Below are 17176 nucleotides of genomic sequence, written 5' to 3'. Positions count from 1 at the left end.
GAGGGCAGCTCGGTGCCGCAGCAGCAGACCATCCGGGACTTCGCGAAGTCCCGCGCCAAAGCCGTGAAGGACATCACGGCACGCCTGCCCATGAGACAGCGGGCCGGGATGCCCCGCATCAAGCGCAAGCGCGAGGCCGCACCGACGCTGAACTACACCACCCGCGGTTTCAGGCTCAAGGACAGGCGCCTGCACCTGGCCGGCGGCATCGTGCTGACGGTGGTGTGGTCCCGCGACCTGCCGTCCGCGCCGTCGTCGGTACGCCTGTACCGGGACAGCCTCGACCACTGGTACGCCTCGTTCGTCGTCGCGGTCGAGGTGCAGCCGCTGCCCGCCACCGGCGCAGTGATCGGTATCGACTGGGGCGTGCGTGAGACCGCGACCACGACCAGCGACGTCCACGACCTGCCCCACGCTCAGCACGGCAGGAGCGCCGCGGCGAAGCTGGCCCGCTACCAGAAGATGATGGCCCGCCGGCGTACCGCGAGGAACACGCCCGACACCGGCGGGTACCGCAAGGCCCGCCGGGCCGCCGCGAAGGTGTCCAAGAAGATCGCCCGCCGGCGGCAGGACACCGCCCGCAAGTGGGCCAAGCGCGTCGTGCGGGATCACGATGCGATCGCGGTCGAGGACTTCCGGCCGAAGTTTGGTGGTGTGCGCGGGATGCACCAGGCGGACATCCCGCCCGTGCTTGCGGCCCATCTCGATCAGGGCCGTCTTCGTGGCGCCGATCGCGGCGTCCGCCGCCTTGCGCGCCATGGCGGTCCGGGCCAGGATCCCCAGCCCACGTGAGCCAGGAATCCCCGCCCTTTAGGGCAAGGCCGTGATGGAGTGCGCGTCGTGCGGAGCGAGAACCAAGCACGCACTGCCTCTTTCGGAACGTACCTACACCTGCACCGCGTGCGAAGTTACGGCTTCGGTCCTGGTCGCGGGGTGAGTGGTTCGCTGCGTTGATGGCCTGACGCGGAAGCGGAGCCCCGGTAGAACTGGCAGTCGACCAAGACAAGCCGTTCACACAACCGGAGGCTCCGCTGTCGGGCCAGTGTGTCATCAGCCGCGAGATCGCGGTAGCTGAAGGTCTCTTCGCCCCGGGCCATCTGGGCGAGCTCACGCAGATCGTGCCGTTCGAGATGGTCGATGCGGTGCTCGCCGAGTGCGGGGCCGTCCAGCAGCGGCTGCGCAAACTGCCCGCCCGGGTGGTGGTCTACCAGCTACTGACCGCCGTACTGTTCGCCGAGTGCGGTCATGTGGCCGTGTGGTCCAAGCTCACCGGCGCTCTTAAGTCCCTGCCGCTGCCGCACATCACCGCCACCGGGTTGTGGCAAGCCCGCGCGAGACTCGGCGTGCGTCCGCTGCAAGCCCTGTTCGATCTGCTGCGTGGACCTGCGACCGCGATCCGCACCACCGGGGCCCGCTGGGCCGGCCTGCTGGTGGTCGCCATCGACGGCACTCACCTCGACGTGCCCGACGACCCCGCCATACGGGCCCGGCTGGGCAAAGGCACCAACCAATACGCCACCTCCGGCTACCCGCAGATCCTGCTGGTGGCCCTGGTCGCCTGCGGCACCCGGGCCGTCATCGACGCCACCTTCGGGCCACGCACCAGCGGCGAGACCACCCACGGCCGACGCCTGACCCGTTCCCTGCACACCCAGCCCCAGCCGGGGTATCTCCCGTCCTGGGGAGCGGTCCATCACCATCAACAGGCCCGCATCGCGTGTCCTTGCGTAGGCGGCCTCGTCAATGACGTCCAGCTGGAACCAGACCGCCTTCGCGCCGATCGCCACGGCCTGGTCGGCGATACCCCCGGCGAGGGCGGAGTTGACGAACACGTCCACCACATCCACCGCAAAAGGGATCTCCGTCAAGGACGCGTAGCCCGGCTCGCCGTGCACCGTCTCGCCCTTCGGGTGGACGGGTACCACCCTCTTGCCCAGGCGCTGCAGCTTTCCCGCCACGCGGTAAGCAGCCCGCTCGGGGTTGTCGGACAGGCCCACAACGGCCCAAGTGTCGCCGGCAGCGGTGAGTATCTGCCGTATCGTCGCGTCGTCGCCGTACGTCGTCATGCCCGGCACCGCCGTGCGCGGGTGAGCTCCGCGCCACGTGCCGCCAAGCTCACGATCACCGGGAGGGCCAGGTCCTTGGGCTTCATCTGCGGCATGGAACGACCCTAACCGCCCTGGAATACTGTATGCAACGGTCTTGCCTGGTTCATTCGCCTGGCGAATGGCTGCTGCCCGAACGCCGATTCACGGACGGATCTGGGTGAAGAGCGCCCCACATCCCCCGTGCCGGGACGCTGCCTTCGGCGTGCGGCTGCCGCCCGTCCCGGCAGGCTCTCCGGTTCCCGCGCGGCAACACGCCACCCGGCACGCCACCGGCACCACGCCCCCTCCATGCCGGAGGGGGCGCCGCCACATCCACCACACCACACCGCCGGCCGGCACGAGCATCCCCACCGCGACTCACACCCGACCCTGGATCTGCAACTTCAAGCTGCACCAGGCTCAACGGGGTCGCCCCTCCCTCGAACGGAGCTCGCAGCCCTTCGGACTGCACTGCGTAAAGGTCACCGACGTGAGTCTCTGGGCAGCCGACGGGACGAGTCCGGAAGGGTGGGGTCGCGCGGCGGATTGACGTAGCCCCCGCTCGGAACAAGGCCACGGATCCACCCCTGCTCACAGGGGTGGATCCGTGGCCTTGCGGGACGTCGCGCGAAGGGAGGGTGTCCGCCGCTCAAGCGGAGACCGCCGAGGGCGTCTCGCATTCGGCGGTCTCGCCGGTGGCATTCGCCCGGCGCCCCACCGCCGCCAGGGCTTCCTTGACCTCGCGCGCCACGCGGGCCGCGTCCTCGGGGTTGTTCACCACATCTGTGTGATTCATGTCGACGACGAGGACCTCGCTGGCCGAATAGTGCTTGTGCACCCAGTCGTCGTAGCCGGACCACAGCGTCCGGTAGTACTCGACGAGGCTCTCGTCCTGTTCGAAATCTCGGCCCCGCAACCCGATGCGGTGCAGCACCGTCTCGAAGTCCGCCTTGAGGTAGACCATGAGATCGGGTGCCTTGCGGTACGGCAGGCCGTCGATCTCGCGCATCATCTCGTCGAGAAGCCCCTCGTACACCCGCATCTCGAGGGAGCTGATCCGGCCCAGCTCGTGGTTGACCTTGGCGAAGTACCAGTCCTCGTAGATGGACCGGTCGAGGACGTTGTCGCCCTGCTTGTACGCCTTCTTGATCGAGGCGAACCGCGTCTGCAGGAAGTGGAGCTGAAGCAGGAAGGGGTACCGCTTGGCCTGGATCTCCTCGGGGCTCGCCGTGTAGAAGAGCGGAAGGATCGGATTGTCTTCCACGCTCTCGTAGAAGACTTCGCTGCCCAGTTCCTTGGCGAGCAGTTCGGCCACACTCGTCTTGCCGATTCCGATCATGCCTCCGACGCAGATCACTGACATACCTCACATCTCCGTGGCGGGTCTTCTATTCACGGGCGGGTGGGCAGGGCGCCGCAGACCGCCTGGCCGCGCGTCGGCGGTCACGCGATTCCCGGGGACCCAGGCCCTGACACCGGCCGCTCTCCTCGACCGGCCGACCTGGCCGTTCCGCAGTCGCCACACAGCAACGAGCCGCAGCCCCCGCGGCCGCCCTGAACTTTAACCGATCGTTTCAGAATGACGTACGGGAGTCGTCGCAGGCAGATGATGCCGCGGGCGAGTTCCAGCAGGCCCTGGTTGAGGTCAGCGCGGCGTTCGTCACGGTCCGGGGGCGCTTGGACTTGTGGAGCCGGGCCAAGGCTCGCTCGACGACCAGCGGATCTCGCCCGGGCCGGATCCAGGCGCGACGCCGCGTCGCGCGATGAGGGGTTCGATGCCGCGCCCTACGCCCCTCCGCCGACTCCCGACCGAGCTGCAGGAAGCCGGCGGAGGGGCCTCGGGGACGGAGCGGAAGGGCTCGCGCAATCGCTCCCGGTACTGCGAGGTCGAGGGTGCTCCCGCACTCCGGCGAGTTCCTTCAGGCGGTACCCCATTGACGAAGTTGCAGGGCGATCTCCTTGACGGACTTCTCGCCGGAGATGGCGTCGCGGACCAGGACAGCGGCGTCCTTCGGCGGGTAGGTCAGGGTGTGGCCGTTCACGCGGAGGAATGCGACTGCGGCGAGCCATCCGAACTGGCCGTTGGAGTGCTCGAGGGCCGGGAGCCTCACCAGGGTGTGGAGCAGCGCGGCAGCCTTGAGCCAGATCGACCCGTAGACATCCTGGCCCATGGCCTCCGCGCGGTGGCGGGCGACCGCGGCGGGAAGTACTCCCAGGTCGTCGGCCTGCGGATCGCCGAGAATGTGCTCGGCGACCTGCAGCAGCATCGGCACCTCCGCGTAGATCACCCCGTCGGGGCGGGGTGCGCTCACGCGGCGGTCCCGTGCGCCTGGTCGCCGTCGAGCTCGGCCAGGCGGCGGCCGGCCTCCGCCTCTGCGGAGCGGCGCTCCTCGTTCGGACGTCCGTCCTCGGGCAGGATCTCGGCGAACGCGTCCTTGACGTGGACGTGCGCCTCCACCGCGGCCCGCAGGAATTCGTTCGGGACGGCGTTGGCGAAGCTGAGCGCGGCCCGGCGGATGTACTCGCGGGTGGACAGGCCCGCGGCCGTGGCCGCGCGGCGCACCTGGTCCAGTTCGTCATCGTCCGCGAACGGGACGTTCATACCCTTGGAAGTCGGCATGTACTGACGGTACCGCCAGTACAACCAGGGCGCGAGTGCTTCAGTGCTTCCGGGCCCGATCCGCACCGTGGCAGCAGAGGCGGCGAGACGATCAGCACCCCAGCCCACCTGCGGATCCGGCCCCGCCCGAGCGGGGAGAAGACCTCCGCGTAGCGTCCTGCAGCGCCGGCGGACGGCGTCGGCCGCCACCCCGATCACCGTTGCGGCGTCGCCTTCGACAGGATGAACCCATGACCGAGATCCAGACCCCCCGCCTGCTCCTGCGCCGCTGGCAGGACGACGACCTGGTCCCCATGGCCGAGATCAACGGCGACCCGCAGGTGATGCGCTGGGTCGGTGACGGCTCCGTACGCGACCTGGAACACACCGCGGAGGCGATCGAGCGGTGGGAGGAGGAGTGGGACGAGGAGGGCTTCGGCCTGTTCGCCGTCGAGTTGCTGGCCTCGGGTGAACTGGCCGGTTTCACCGGCCTGTCCCTGCCGGAGTTCCTGCCGGAGGTGATGCCAGAGGTGTCCGTGTGCTGGCGGCTGGGCCGACAGTTCTGGGGTCAGGGCTACGCCTCGGAGGCCGCCCACGCCGCGATGGAGTTCGCGCTCCAGGACCGCGGCCTGGAACGCCTGATCGGCATCGCCCGGATCGGCGACGACGCCTCGGAGAACGTCATGCGCAAACTCGGCATGGCGCCGCAACGCGAGACCACACACCCGGAGTACGGTTTCCCGCTGCGCGTCCACGCCATCGACCTCACCGAATTCCACGCCTGAGCCCGGCCGACCGTCCCCGCCGACAGGCCGCGGTCGGCCACCGACCTCTACCGGCAAGACGCCGTCGACCGGCCTGCGGAGACACCTGGACCCCGACTGCCACACACCGGCCGGCCTGCAGGCCGTACCGTGCAAGGCGCGCAGCCCCCGCCGGCGCGGGCCCGGGAGTGGCTCCCGGGCCCGCGCCGCGCGTCGGCGTGCGTGTACAGCGACTGGGGACGCGCCGATACACAGACGACGTTCAGTCCAGCCGCGCGTCGAAGGCCAACGCCCGCGCCAGCTCCTCGACACGTCGCTCGGCGAGGCCCCTGGAGACGAACCAGGCACCCACGTTGCGGACATCGCGCTCCAGGAAGGACAGACCCCGCGGGTTCGCGACGACGTCGACGATCTGAGGCACATCGATGACGACCAGGCGGCCCGCGTGGACGAGGATGTTGTAGGCCGACAGGTCGCCGTGCGCGTAGCCGTCACGCGCGAGCAGCGACAAGCTGCGGCCCAGCTGCTCCCACAGGTCCTCCAGATCGGCCTCTTCCGAGCGGAGCTGGGCGAGACGTGGCGCGGCCGTCCCCGACCGGTCGCCGATGAACTCCATCAGGATCTCGGTCCCGAGGATCTGCACGGGGTACGGCACGGCCACCCCCGCCGACCACAGCCGCGACAACGCCGCGAACTCGGCGCCGGCCCACTGGCCGGCGATGGCCTCCTTGCCGAAGGCCGTGCGCTTGGCCATGGCCCGGCTGATCCGGGACTCCTTGTGGGCACGCCCCTCCAGGTATCCGGAGTCGCGGTGGAACATGCGGTGCTGTCCGTCGCGGTAGCGTTTGGCGGCCATCAGAGTGCGGCGGTCGGTTCCGGGCACCGCCCGTTCGATCAGGAAGACGTCGGCCTCTTTGCCGGTCTTGACGATCCCGAGTTCGAAGTCGACGGCGGCCAGGTCCGTCACCACCCATGCGGGGCGCGGCTCGGGGCCCTTCTCGGTCGGGGTCGACCGATCCCAGGTGGACCAGCGGTCACCCTCGGCAGGGCCGTCGGTCGACTGGCCGGGCGTTGGTTCCTCAAGGGTGTCCTCGTCGTCCTCGGCACCGGTATCGAGGACGGTGGAACGGGCGTCCGGGGTGCTGCGGGCATCCCCGGCCACCGAGGGCCGGCGTGCCGCGTACTCGGGGAAGGCCTCCTCGAAGGCCTCGTCACCGTCGCGGTGACTGCGTCGTCTGGTGCCCTTGGGGCGGATGCGGGTGAAGGACTCGCCGTCGGCAAAGCGCTCACGCATGGTGATGATCTCCAGTGGAAGGACCCACCGGACGGAGCGTCAGCGAACGCGCGTCATCAGCCGGTGGGCAGGTAGCGGGAAAAGGCGTCTGGCGCGCACACACGAGCGCGCCGCGTCACGGCGGCGTCCACGAAGACGCACCTCCTCTCCCACTACGCCGGGCCGTTATTCACGCCCGGCACTCCAGATCGGCACGATCTTAGCCAGCCCCGCAGCCCGCGCAACCGGTTTTCTCAGGCCCCCGCAGGCACGGCTTGACGAGCACCGGAGGGGGCGACACCCCGTTGCGCGGGCGCCACCGGGTCCTGGGTACGCCGTCGTCCCGGCCGGTCCAAAAGGGCGCCGCCCCGTGCGGGACCGCGGACCCGCCGGGGGAGTCGGACCGGGCGGGTAAACTCGTGGGGAAGTGCGATCCGCACGTCGGTACCCGGCGCCGGCGCGCACGACGCAGCTCGACCCCACGCCGTACGGACGGGACCACCCGCTGTCGGTCACCGTCTTGTCTTCGGCTCGTTCTGGCGACTCCCCGGCCGCGCATCCACCGGGAATTCCCTCGATGCGTGCCCGTCGAGGAAGGTTCGCCCATGAACCGTTCGCCCCGGAACGACCAGCGCTCCGGCCAGTCCGGCCGTTCCCGCCCGCAGATTCCCGGCCGCTCCGGCGGCAAGGGACGCCTCACGGCCCCGCAGGGCGAGTTCGCGGCACCCGTGACGGTGACCCCGGCCCTCCCGCCGATGACGGCCTTCACGGAGCTCCGGCTCCCGCCGGCCCTGCTGCAGACCCTGACCGACCTCGGCGTGGACGAACCGTTCCCCATCCAGGCCGCCACACTGCCTGACGCGCTGGCCGGCCGGGACGTGCTCGGCCGGGGACGCACCGGCTCGGGCAAGACCCTGGCCTTCGGCCTGCCGCTGCTGGCCCGCACGGCCGGACAGCGTGCCGAGCCCAAGCGGCCCCGGGCACTGGTCCTGGTGCCCACCCGTGAACTGGCGCAGCAGGTCACGGAAGCACTCACCCCCTACGCCCGGGCGCTGGACCTCAGGCTCGCCACCGTGGTCGGCGGCCTCTCGATCGGCCGGCAGGTCGGAGCGATCCGGGCGGGGGCCGAGGTCGTCGTCGCCACGCCCGGACGTCTGAGCGACCTCGTCGCGCGCCGTGACTGCCGCCTGGACCACGTGCGGATCACGGTCCTGGACGAGGCGGACCAGATGGCCGACATGGGCTTCATGCCCCAGGTCACCGAACTGCTGGACCAGGTACGGGCCGGCGGCCAGCGGATGCTGTTCTCGGCCACCCTCGACAACAACATCGACCTCCTGGTCCGTCGCTACCTGACCGATCCGGTGGTCCACTCGGTCGACCCCTCGGCCGCGACCGTCGTCGCCATGGAACACCACGTGCTGTACGTCCACGCCGCCGACAAGTACGCCACCGCCACCGAGATCGCCGCCCGTGACGGCCGGGTGATCATGTTCCTGGACACCAAGCACGCGGTCGACCAGTTCACCAGGCACCTCGAGGGTTCCGGGGTTCCGGCGGCGGGCCTGCACAGCGGGAAGTCCCAGCCGCAGCGCAGCCGGGCCCTCGCACGGTTCAAGACCGGCGAGGTGACGACCCTGGTCGCCACCGACGTCGCCGCCCGCGGAATCCACATCGACGACCTGGATCTCGTGGTCAACGTCGATCCGCCCGGTGACTCCAAGGACTACCTCCACCGCGGCGGGCGGACCGCGCGGGCCGGCCGGTCCGGCAGGGTGGTGACCCTCGTGACCACCCACCAGCGCCGCGACATGGCCAGGCTCATGTCCGACGCGGGCATCCGGCCCACCATCACCCAGGTCCGTTCCGGCGAGGCGGCGCTGAGCCGGATCACCGGGGCCCAGGCCCCGTCCGGCATTCCCGTCGCCGGTGCACCGGCCGCGAACGCCCCGGCACGCGGTGGTGCCCCGTTCCGCGGCCTGGGCACGCGTCCCGGCCGGGAGTCGCGCAAGACGGCCGAGGCCCGCCAGATGGCCGCGGCCCGCGAGGCCGCCCGCATCCGCCGGGGCAACTGATCCCAGGCACGCTGCGCCGGCCCACCCGTCGGCTGGCGCCGGACATTCCGTGGATGCCCGTGCTGCAGGGCTGGACGCTCGCCGACTACTGGTACTGCTACGCGCGGTACGAGGCGGCCGGTGTCGGCCTCGCCGCGGCGCCGTCGGAGCCAAGGCGGCCACGGGGAGCTGACCAAGTCCTCAGCGCCGACCGAGCAGGGGGAACTCGGCGCGTCGATGCCAGCGGTCACCGTCGCTGACGAAGAGGCTGACCGACGAAACGCTGGCAGTGACAGGCAGCCGTCCAGCCAGTGCCGCTTCCACTTCGTCGAAGACTTCACGCTGCTGGCCATGGGCGACGGTCAGGTGCGGAATGATCTCGGTGAACTGTCCTCCGTAGGGCGGCGCTTCGGGCCAGCGTGCCGAGACTGCCTCGGTCAGTGCGCGAAACGGCTGTTCGGGGGTCGGCGCGAGATAGAGCACGTCAGGGAAACGCCGGCACCTGTCGAACCGGATGGTGAACGGGCTGCGCCCGCCGATCAACATCGCCAGCTCGTCGATCACTGATACGTCGATGTGACCGATGTCCAGGAACGGAAAGAGCACGGTCACGTGTGCGGGGACCCCTGCCGATGCGGAGGAATCGAAACGTCGCCGCCAGTGCCCGACCATGGGCTCGGCCTCTTCCAGCGCGGCCAGCAAAGCTGTCTCGCCTGCTCGGTACTGTCCTGAAGTGCCGTCCGATGGCTCCACTGCACCCCCCTTTGCCGGTATCCGCTCGGTCGTTCCAACGAGCGGGAACTCCGACAGTTCTGCCCGGCGCACAGCAACCGGCAGGAGTGTAAACGGCCTCCCCATGCCCCCAACTGCCCTCGCACGCCATGGGCGGTTGTCCGGCGGGAACTTGGCGGGAGGCCGGCGGGCCGGGCTGACTCGTACGAGTGAGCCCGGGTCCCCGTCCACCGATGGCCGCGCCGCGCCCATGCGCCACTCACCTGCTGGTTTCTCCGTTCCGTGAAAGTGACGCGGAAACCCCTTGCAGGAGTGACTTGCACGGCGATGCGCACAGCAACTAGCGTCCAATGTCGCCGGACACATCGTCCAACAATACTGGACAGGATTGCGTAAACTCCGAATACGCCGCACGTCTTCCTGTGCCCGTCACGAAGAGGAATCACCATGCTCGTCCGAGAACTCGACAGCGAGTCCACGGGGCTGTTTCCAGCCTCGAGGCTCTGGGCAACGGTCGGAGGAACCCGCCAGACCTGCCCCGGGCCGTCGCGGAGGACGTCTTCGCGACGAGACCACGAGCACGCGAGCTGTCCGGTTTAAGGGCGAGGCCGCATCCGGTTGCCGTACGAGGGCGGTTGCAGGGCGCGGGCCACACGGATCCGCTCGTCGTCGCAGGTGACGCCGTGCAAGGCAACCGCCGGCTGCTGACGCGGCAGCCCGCGCCGACCGGACGGATGGTCGCTTCCTTTCGTTCTCTCCACGGGGATCCGTTCACAGCTGTGGCGCTCCACAGCCCATCTGAGGGGCCTTTCTTGCTTTCCGCGCTCATCACCGCCACGTCGCTGGCGCTCTTCTGGATGGCTGCTTTCACCCTGTGGTGGCAGATGCATGCCTGGCGCACACCGGAGACACTGGCCGCCACCCGCTTCGCCCGCCCCGAGGGGGAGGCCGGACTGTCGTTTTCGCTGCTGGTGCCGGCCCGGCACGAACAGGCGGTCCTGGAGCACACGGTCAACGGACTGCTGCGGTCCGCCCACGGCGACTACGAGATCATCGTCATCGTCGGCCACGACGACCCGGGCACCACCGAGGTCGCGCAGCGTGTCGCGGCCTCCGCCCCGGACCGCGTGCGGGTCGTGGTCGACACCAGCGAGACCAAGAACAAGCCCAAGGCCCTCAACACCGCGCTGCCGCACTGCGCCGGCGCCGTCGTCGGGGTCTTCGACGCGGAGGACCAGGTCCACCCGGCGCTGCTCGCCCACGTCGACCACGCCTTCCGCACCACCGGCGCCGACGTGGTCCAGGGCGGGGTGCAGCTGATCAACTTCCACTCCAGCTGGTACAGCCTGCGCAACTGCCTGGAGTACTTCTTCTGGTTCCGCAGCCGACTCCACCTGCACGCCCTCAAGGGCTTCATCCCGCTCGGGGGCAACACCGTCTTCGTCCGCACCGAGGTGCTGCGCGAGGCGGGCGGCTGGGACGAGAACTGCCTCGCGGAGGACTGCGACCTCGGCGTCCGGCTGTCCAGCAGGGGCAAGCGGGTGGTCGTGGCGTACGACTCCGAGATGGTCACCCGCGAGGAGACACCGGGCACCCTGGTGAGCCTGCTGAAGCAGCGCACCCGATGGAACCAGGGCTTCCTGCAGGTCTACCGCAAGAGGGACTGGAAGCAACTGCCCACGATGGGCCAGCGGATGCTCGCCCGCTACACCCTCATGACGCCGTTCTTCCAGGCGTTCACCGGTGTGATCATCCCGGTCAATGTCGCGGTGGCGCTGTTCCTCGACGTCCCGGTAGGCATCGCGGTGTTCACCTTCCTGCCCGCTCTGACCGCCATCGTCACCTTCGTCTTCGAGATCGTCGGCCTGCACGACTTCGGCCGCCAGTACGCGCTGCGCGTACGCCTCGTCCACTACCTCAAGCTCATCGCGGGCGGACCGTTCTACCAGCTCCTCCTGGCCGGGGCCGCGACGCGCGCCGTGTGGCGGGAGCAACGCGGCCGCACCGACTGGGAACTGACCCGCCACGTCGGCGCCCACCTCACCGAAGCGACCGGGAAGGATGTACTGCGGTGACCGTCACCCGGCCACGGGCCACTGTGCCCACCGCGACTTTGCCCGCCGGGGCTGTACCCGCGCCGCGCAGCGGCGCCCACCCCGTCGCGAAAAGCCCTGCTCCTCGATTCCGCTTCCGCACCTCTCGCCCGGATCTCCTGCTGTGCGGCGCCCTGTTGACGGTGATCCTGACCGTCCAGGGCTGGAACATCACCCGCTTCCCCACGTTCAGCGACGACGAGGGCACCTATCTCGCCCAGGCCTGGGCCGTGCAGCAGGGGTCGGGCCTGGCCCACTACACCTACTGGTACGACCATCCGCCGGTGGGCTGGATCCAGTTGGCCCTGGTCACCTGGCCGGTCTCGCTGCTCGACCCGGGCGTCATGACGGTGGCGACGATGCGGTACGCGATGCTGCTGGTCAGCGGGGCCAGTGCGGTCCTGCTCTTCGTGCTGGCCCGGCGGCTGGGGCTGCCGCGCTGGGCGGCGGGGCTCGGCACGGCCCTGTTCGGGCTGTCGCCGCTGGCGGTCGTGCTCCAGCGGGAGATCTTCCTCGACAACATCGCGGTGCTGTGGATGCTGCTGGCGTTCTGCCTGGCCGCGTCCCCGAGTCGGCATCTGTGGCACCACTTCGGGGCCGGGCTCGCCGCCGGCGTCGCCGTGCTCAGCAAGGAGACCATGCTGGTGGTGCTGCCCGCGCTGCTGGTGACGATGTGGCGGCACAGCCACCGCGACACCCGCAAGTTCGCGGTGACCGGCGCGGTGGCCGCCTGCGGGCTGACGGGGCTCGGCTATCCCCTGTACGCGCTGCTCAACAGTGAGCTGTTCCCGGGCGGCGGTCACGTCTCGCTGGTCGAGGGCATCACGTACCAGATGAGCCGCGACGGCTCGGGCTTCATCCTCACCAAGGGCACCGACGCGCACGCCGTCTTCGAGTCGTGGCTCTACTACGACCGCGTGCTGCCGCTGGCCGGACTCGCCGGCGCCGTGCTGCTGCTGGTCACCCTGCGCTGGTCGGTGACGGCCAGAGCGCTGGCCGGTCCCGCGCTCGCCGTGGCGACCCTTGCTCTGGTCATCACGCGTCCGTCGGGCTATCTGCCCGCCATGTACGTCATCCAGGCGCTGCCCTTCCTCGCGCTGATCACCGCCGGAGCGGCCGCGAGCGTCACCCACGCGGTGCTGCGCAAGCGCCGCAGGGCCGACGAGCCCACCGGGCTGAGGGCGACCCGCCGAGGGCTCACCGTGGTCCTCGCCGTGGCCGCCGCCGTCCTGGTCGTTCCGCACTGGTACAACGGCGACCGCACCGCGCTCACCGACGACGCCAACGCGCCCTACCGCGCGGCCGCGGCCTGGATGCGCGACGGCGTGCCCGACCCGGGCCGTACCCGGGCCCTGGTCGACGACGCCCTGTGGCTCGACCTCGTGCACGCCGGATACCGACCCGGCGACGGCGCCATCTGGTTCTACAAGGCCGACCTCGACCCGGCCGTCGCCAAGACGCTGCCGAACGGCTGGCGCGACATCGACTACGTGGTCGCCTCCCCCACCGTGCGCCGGGACGCCGTCGACCTGCCGACCGTCGAGGCGGCACTGCGGCACTCGACCCCTGTAGCGGTCTTCGGCCGGGGCGAGGACCGCATCGAGATCCGTCGTATCTCCGGAGGAACCAGGTGACCGTGTTCAGCACCGGAACCGAACAGCTCGACGACCCCGATCTGCACGTCGGAGCGCCCGCTGTGCCCGGCACCGTCACCGTGGTCATCCCCACCTTCAACGAGTCCGGCAACATCCGCGAACTCCTGGCGCGGCTCGCCGGGTCACTGCCCGGGCGGCTGAGCGCCTGCGAAGTCGTCCTCGTCGACGACAGCACCGACGACACCCCCGCCGTCGCCGAGGCGGCGGCCCGCGACTGCCCCTTCCCCGTCACCGTCATCCACCGCGACACCCCGGCCGGCGGTCTCGGCGGGGCCGTCGTCGAAGGTCTGAAGGCGGCCCGTTCGGAGTGGGTCGTGGTGATGGACGGCGACCTGCAGCATCCGCCGTCCCTCGTCCCGGAACTCGTCGAGGCCGGCACCCGCAAGGGCGCCGACCTCGTCGTGGCCAGCCGCTACACCGGCGGGGGCAGCCGCGCCGGTCTGGCCGGCGCGTACCGCGTCGCGGTCTCGCGCGGCGCGACCTGGCTCACCAAGGGCCTGTTCCCGCGGGCCCTGCGCGGCATCAGCGACCCGATGAGCGGCTTCTTCGCCGTCCGCCGCGACACGGTGCGCGAGCAGCGGAACAACGGCGCGCTGCGCCCGCTCGGCTACAAGATCCTGCTGGAGCTGGCGGTGCGCTGCCGCCCGCGCACGGTGACCGAGGTGCCGTTCGTCTTCCAGGACCGGTACGCGGGCGAGTCCAAGTCGACCGCAAGGGAGGGGATGCGCTTCCTCGCCCACCTGCTGGGGCTGCGCACCGCCTCCCCCGTCGCCCGGGCGGTGCTCTTCGGCCTGATCGGGCTCACCGGTTTCGTGCCCAACCTGGCCGCGCTCGCCGCGTTGACCGCCATGGGCATGCACTATGTGCCGGCCGAGATCGTGGCCAACCAGTCCGGCGTGGTCTGGAACTTCCTGCTGATCGAGGTGCTCATCTTCCGCGACCGGCGCGGGCACCGCCACTGGGTGGACCGCATGGGCCGCTTCGCGCTGCTCGCCAACGCCGACCTGCTGCTGCGCATCCCGCTGATGGCGCTGTTCGTCGCGCACCTGGGTATGGACGTGCTCGCGGCGACGGCGGTCGCGCTGGTGGTCACCTTCTTCCTGCGCTTCGCGGGCACCGAGGTACTGGTCTACCTGCCGCGCCGCGCTCGCCGCGGCCGCGCGGCGGCCGGGGAGTCCTGATGCCGACAACCGCCCGCGGCCCCTTCGCGGTCGCCACCGCCTTCGTCCTCGCCGCCGTGGCGGCGCCCTTCGTCCTGCTGTCGGCGCCGCCGCAGGCCCAGGCGGGCACCAACCTCGTCGTCAACCCCGGCTTCGAGCAGGCCGGCACCGGCGACATGCCGGCCTGCTGGGAGAAGTCCGGCTGGGGCGACAACGACTTCACTTTCTCCGCCACCGCCGACGCGCACTCCGGGAGCACGGCGGTGACGGTCGCCCTGACCCGCCGTGCCGACGGCGACCGCAAGGCGATGATGACCGAGACCGCCGACTGCGCCCCTCATGTGACGGAAGGTCAGCAGTACGACCTGTCCGTCTGGTACAGGTCGACGACGGTCGACACCGCCGTCACGCTCTTCCGGCACGACACCGCCAACGGCTGGCAGTACTGGACCGACCTGACGAACCCGCCGCTCAGCGCCGCGTGGTCGCGGGCCGAGGTGCGCACCCCGCCCGTCCCGGCGGGCACCGACCAGCTCACCTGGGGTGTGTCGGTCTACGGCGTCGGCAGCGTCACCACCGATGACTACGCCACCGAACTCGTCGCCGGTACGGCCCCCGAGCCGGTGTGCACGGGCACCGCCGCGCAGTGCGAGGACGGCCAGTGGGACGTCCTGCCCGCGCAGAACCCGGTGCGCTCCATGCACTCCGTCGTGCTCAAGAACGGCAAGGTGCTGCTCATCGCCGGCTCCGGGAACAGCACCGACAATTTCGCGGCCGGCTCCTTCACCTCCGCCGTCTACGACCCGGAGAACGGCACCTACAAGGTGATCCCCACCCCCGACGACATGTTCTGCTCCGGGCACGTGCAGCTGTCCGACGGCCGGGTCCTGGTCATGAGCGGCAACAAGGCCTACCCGGCCGCCGACGGCTCGCACGGCTACGAGGGGTACAAGGCCTCCTACGTCTTCGACCCGGACACCGAGACCTACACCCGGACCAACGACCTCAACGACGGCCACTGGTACCCCTCGGCCACCGAACTGGGCAACGGCGACGTCCTGTCCTTCGGCGGCCTGCGCGAGGACTCCACCGGTTCGGTCACCGCCGAGCGGTGGTCGGCCGCGCAGGACAAGTGGCTCCCGCTGTGGCAGGTCAACCAGACCTGGTCGTACTGGGGCCTGTACCCGTCGATGATCCTCATGCAGGACGGCCGGCTCTTCTACTCCGGCAGCCACGTCTTCGGCAACGGCACCCCCGGCACCGGCTCCGCGATCTACGACTACGACGCCAACACCGTCACCCCGGTCGGCGGGCTCCAGAACAAGGACGAGCGCGACCAGTCCGCGAGCGTGCTGCTGCCCCCCGCCCAGGACCAGCGGGTGCTGACCCTCGGCGGCGGCAACATCGAGACCAACCCCGACGCCAACCGGCTCACCGACCTCATCGACCTCAAGCAGCCGAACCCGGTCCACACCCCCGGCCCGCCGCTGCCCCAGGGCACCGTCGACCTGCCCACCGGCACGGTCGCCCAGACCGGCGCCCAGGGAAAGATGTACGTCTCCGCGGTGCTGCTGCCCGACGGCAGGGTCCTGGAGACCGGCGGCGGGCTGCACAACCGGGCCGACCCCGTCCACGAGTCCTCGGTCTTCGACCCGCAGACCGACACCTTCGACCCGGTCGCACCCGACCCCGAGGCCCGCGGCTACCACTCCTCGGCCTTCCTGCTGCCCGACGGCCGCGTGATGGCCACCGGCGACAACCCGGGCAACGGCACCTGGAACCACAACGTGTCGATCTACACCCCGGCGTACCTCTTCAAGGGCCCCCGCCCACGGATCACCTCGGTCGCCGACGGCCACTGGACGTACGGCAGCACGCAGCGGATCACCGTCGACCGCGCGATCACCAAGGCCGAGCTGATCCGTCCCGCCGCGGTCACCCACTCCTCCGACCCCAACCAGCGCTTCGTCGACCTGCCGCTGACCGTCGACGGCGGCACGGTCGACCTCAACGTCACCAGCAACCCGAACCTGGCTCCGCCCGGGTGGTACATGCTCTTCGCGGTAGACGTGAACGGCGTGCCTTCGGTGGCGAAGTGGGTCCATCTGGACGCCGCGGCGACGGGGTCCGGGTCCGCGGCACGCTCCGCGACCGGCGTCGCCGAACAGCCCTCCCCGCACATCCACGACTTCGCCGGGGACCTCGCGAGCGAGCCCCTGAAGCCCGGCAGAAAGCGGGCCTCGGCACCGGTCGGGGTGAGCGTCTCGGGCTGCGACCGCGGCTACGGCACCGCGGACGTCTGCGCCCCCGTCGCGTTCCCGAAGGCCGTCGCCCGCACCTCCGCCGCCCGCTGCGGCTGGCTGGACGCGCAGGGCTACCGACTCCCCCTCAAGGTCAACGACAAAAGGGACCCGCTGCGGCTCGATCCGAACAGGAACGGCATGGCCTGCGACCGCGGTGACCTCACCACACCCAGGTGACCTTGCGGGTACGTGTCCGGCTGTTCGCGACAGCCGCCGCATCGGCGGCCACGGGATCGAGGGCGGAGCGGCGGAGTTCGAAGCAGACGGATTCGCCGGCGGCCGCCGCGGGCCTCGGGCAGATCGCAGCCGGTCTGCTGCTCTGCGCAGGAGCGCTCACCCCCTGGCGGCCACCATCGCAGGCGGAGTCATGACGGTCGCGATCACGGTGAAGTGGCGCAAGGGGCTGTGGGTGCAGAACAACGGCTACGAGTACCCGCTCGTGCTGCTGATTCTGCC

The 17176-nt window shown here is 70.4% G+C and carries 12 protein-coding genes and 2 pseudogenes; 8 read left to right on the top strand and 6 right to left on the bottom strand.

Features of this window, described 5'->3' with window-relative positions; all coding sequences use genetic code 11:
- On the top strand, positions 1-792 hold a 792-nt coding region (locus ACWDAS_RS34600), incomplete at its 5' end, for an RNA-guided endonuclease InsQ/TnpB family protein (protein WP_450398765.1).
- A 194-nt stretch (positions 793-986) separates the two neighbouring features.
- Positions 987-1358: pseudogene (locus tag ACWDAS_RS34595) on the top strand (transposase domain-containing protein); the annotation flags it as partial.
- Between the two features lie 297 nt (positions 1359-1655).
- Here the strand turns inward: ACWDAS_RS34595 and ACWDAS_RS34590 are convergent.
- The 4 genes and pseudogenes from ACWDAS_RS34590 to ACWDAS_RS34575 all read right to left on the bottom strand — a co-directional run.
- Positions 1656-2066, bottom strand: a pseudogene (locus ACWDAS_RS34590) (CoA-binding protein); the annotation flags it as partial.
- A 670-nt stretch (positions 2067-2736) separates the two neighbouring features.
- Positions 2737-3450 carry a deoxynucleoside kinase gene (locus ACWDAS_RS34585; RefSeq protein WP_450398764.1) on the bottom strand — a complete coding sequence of 238 codons (714 nt, stop codon included), beginning with the start codon at positions 3448-3450 and terminating at the stop codon, positions 2737-2739.
- A gap of 556 nt (positions 3451-4006) precedes the next feature.
- Positions 4007-4399, bottom strand: a complete 393-nt coding sequence (locus ACWDAS_RS34580; RefSeq protein ID WP_450398762.1) for a type II toxin-antitoxin system death-on-curing family toxin — start codon at positions 4397-4399, stop codon at positions 4007-4009.
- Complete coding sequence (locus ACWDAS_RS34575; RefSeq protein WP_450398760.1) at positions 4396-4707, bottom strand: hypothetical protein; 312 nt, start codon at positions 4705-4707, stop codon at positions 4396-4398. Before ACWDAS_RS34575 ends, ACWDAS_RS34580 begins: the two co-directional genes overlap by 4 nt.
- A 230-nt stretch (positions 4708-4937) precedes the next feature.
- Here ACWDAS_RS34575 and ACWDAS_RS34570 point away from each other — a divergent pair, with 230 nt between their 5' ends.
- A complete protein-coding gene (locus tag ACWDAS_RS34570) occupies positions 4938-5471 on the top strand; it encodes a GNAT family N-acetyltransferase (protein WP_450398758.1) in 534 nt (177 codons plus the stop codon).
- A 241-nt stretch (positions 5472-5712) separates the two neighbouring features.
- On the opposite strand, the gene ACWDAS_RS34565 is transcribed toward ACWDAS_RS34570, so the two are convergent.
- Positions 5713-6744, bottom strand: a complete 1032-nt coding sequence (locus tag ACWDAS_RS34565) for a serine protein kinase RIO (RefSeq protein WP_450398756.1) — start codon at positions 6742-6744, stop codon at positions 5713-5715.
- 584 nt (positions 6745-7328) lie between these two features.
- On the opposite strand from ACWDAS_RS34565, the gene ACWDAS_RS34560 reads away from it, so the two are divergent.
- On the top strand, positions 7329-8798 hold the full coding sequence (locus ACWDAS_RS34560) for a DEAD/DEAH box helicase (protein ID WP_450398754.1): 1470 nt from the start codon (positions 7329-7331) through the stop codon (positions 8796-8798).
- Between the two features lie 180 nt (positions 8799-8978).
- On the opposite strand, the gene ACWDAS_RS34555 is transcribed toward ACWDAS_RS34560, so the two are convergent.
- Complete coding sequence (locus ACWDAS_RS34555; protein WP_450398753.1) at positions 8979-9530, bottom strand: 2'-5' RNA ligase family protein; 552 nt, start codon at positions 9528-9530, stop codon at positions 8979-8981.
- Between the two features lie 836 nt (positions 9531-10366).
- Between ACWDAS_RS34555 and ACWDAS_RS34550 the strand changes: the two genes are divergently transcribed.
- The 4 genes from ACWDAS_RS34550 to ACWDAS_RS34535 are packed head-to-tail and all read left to right on the top strand — an operon-like array spanning position 10367 to position 16897.
- Positions 10367-11584 (top strand): glycosyltransferase, encoded by a 1218-nt coding sequence (locus tag ACWDAS_RS34550; protein WP_450398771.1) that lies wholly within the window; start codon positions 10367-10369, stop codon positions 11582-11584.
- The gene (locus ACWDAS_RS34545) at positions 11581-13236 is read left to right on the top strand and encodes an ArnT family glycosyltransferase (protein ID WP_450398752.1); all 1656 of its coding nucleotides are present in this window, start codon (positions 11581-11583) and stop codon (positions 13234-13236) included. Before ACWDAS_RS34550 ends, ACWDAS_RS34545 begins: the two co-directional genes overlap by 4 nt.
- 2 nt (positions 13237-13238) lie before the next feature.
- Positions 13239-14438 (top strand): glycosyltransferase, encoded by a 1200-nt coding sequence (locus ACWDAS_RS34540; protein WP_450398751.1) that lies wholly within the window; start codon positions 13239-13241, stop codon positions 14436-14438.
- On the top strand, positions 14438-16897 hold the full coding sequence (locus ACWDAS_RS34535; protein WP_450398749.1) for a galactose oxidase-like domain-containing protein: 2460 nt from the start codon (positions 14438-14440) through the stop codon (positions 16895-16897). The genes ACWDAS_RS34540 and ACWDAS_RS34535 overlap by 1 nt, the downstream gene beginning before the upstream one ends.
- The last annotated feature ends 279 nt before the right edge of the window (positions 16898-17176 follow it).

The organism is Streptomyces sp. NPDC001070, assembly GCF_053598835.1.
The sequence above is the reverse complement of the archived record's forward strand: the minus strand, read 5'-3'. Positions and strand labels throughout refer to the sequence as shown.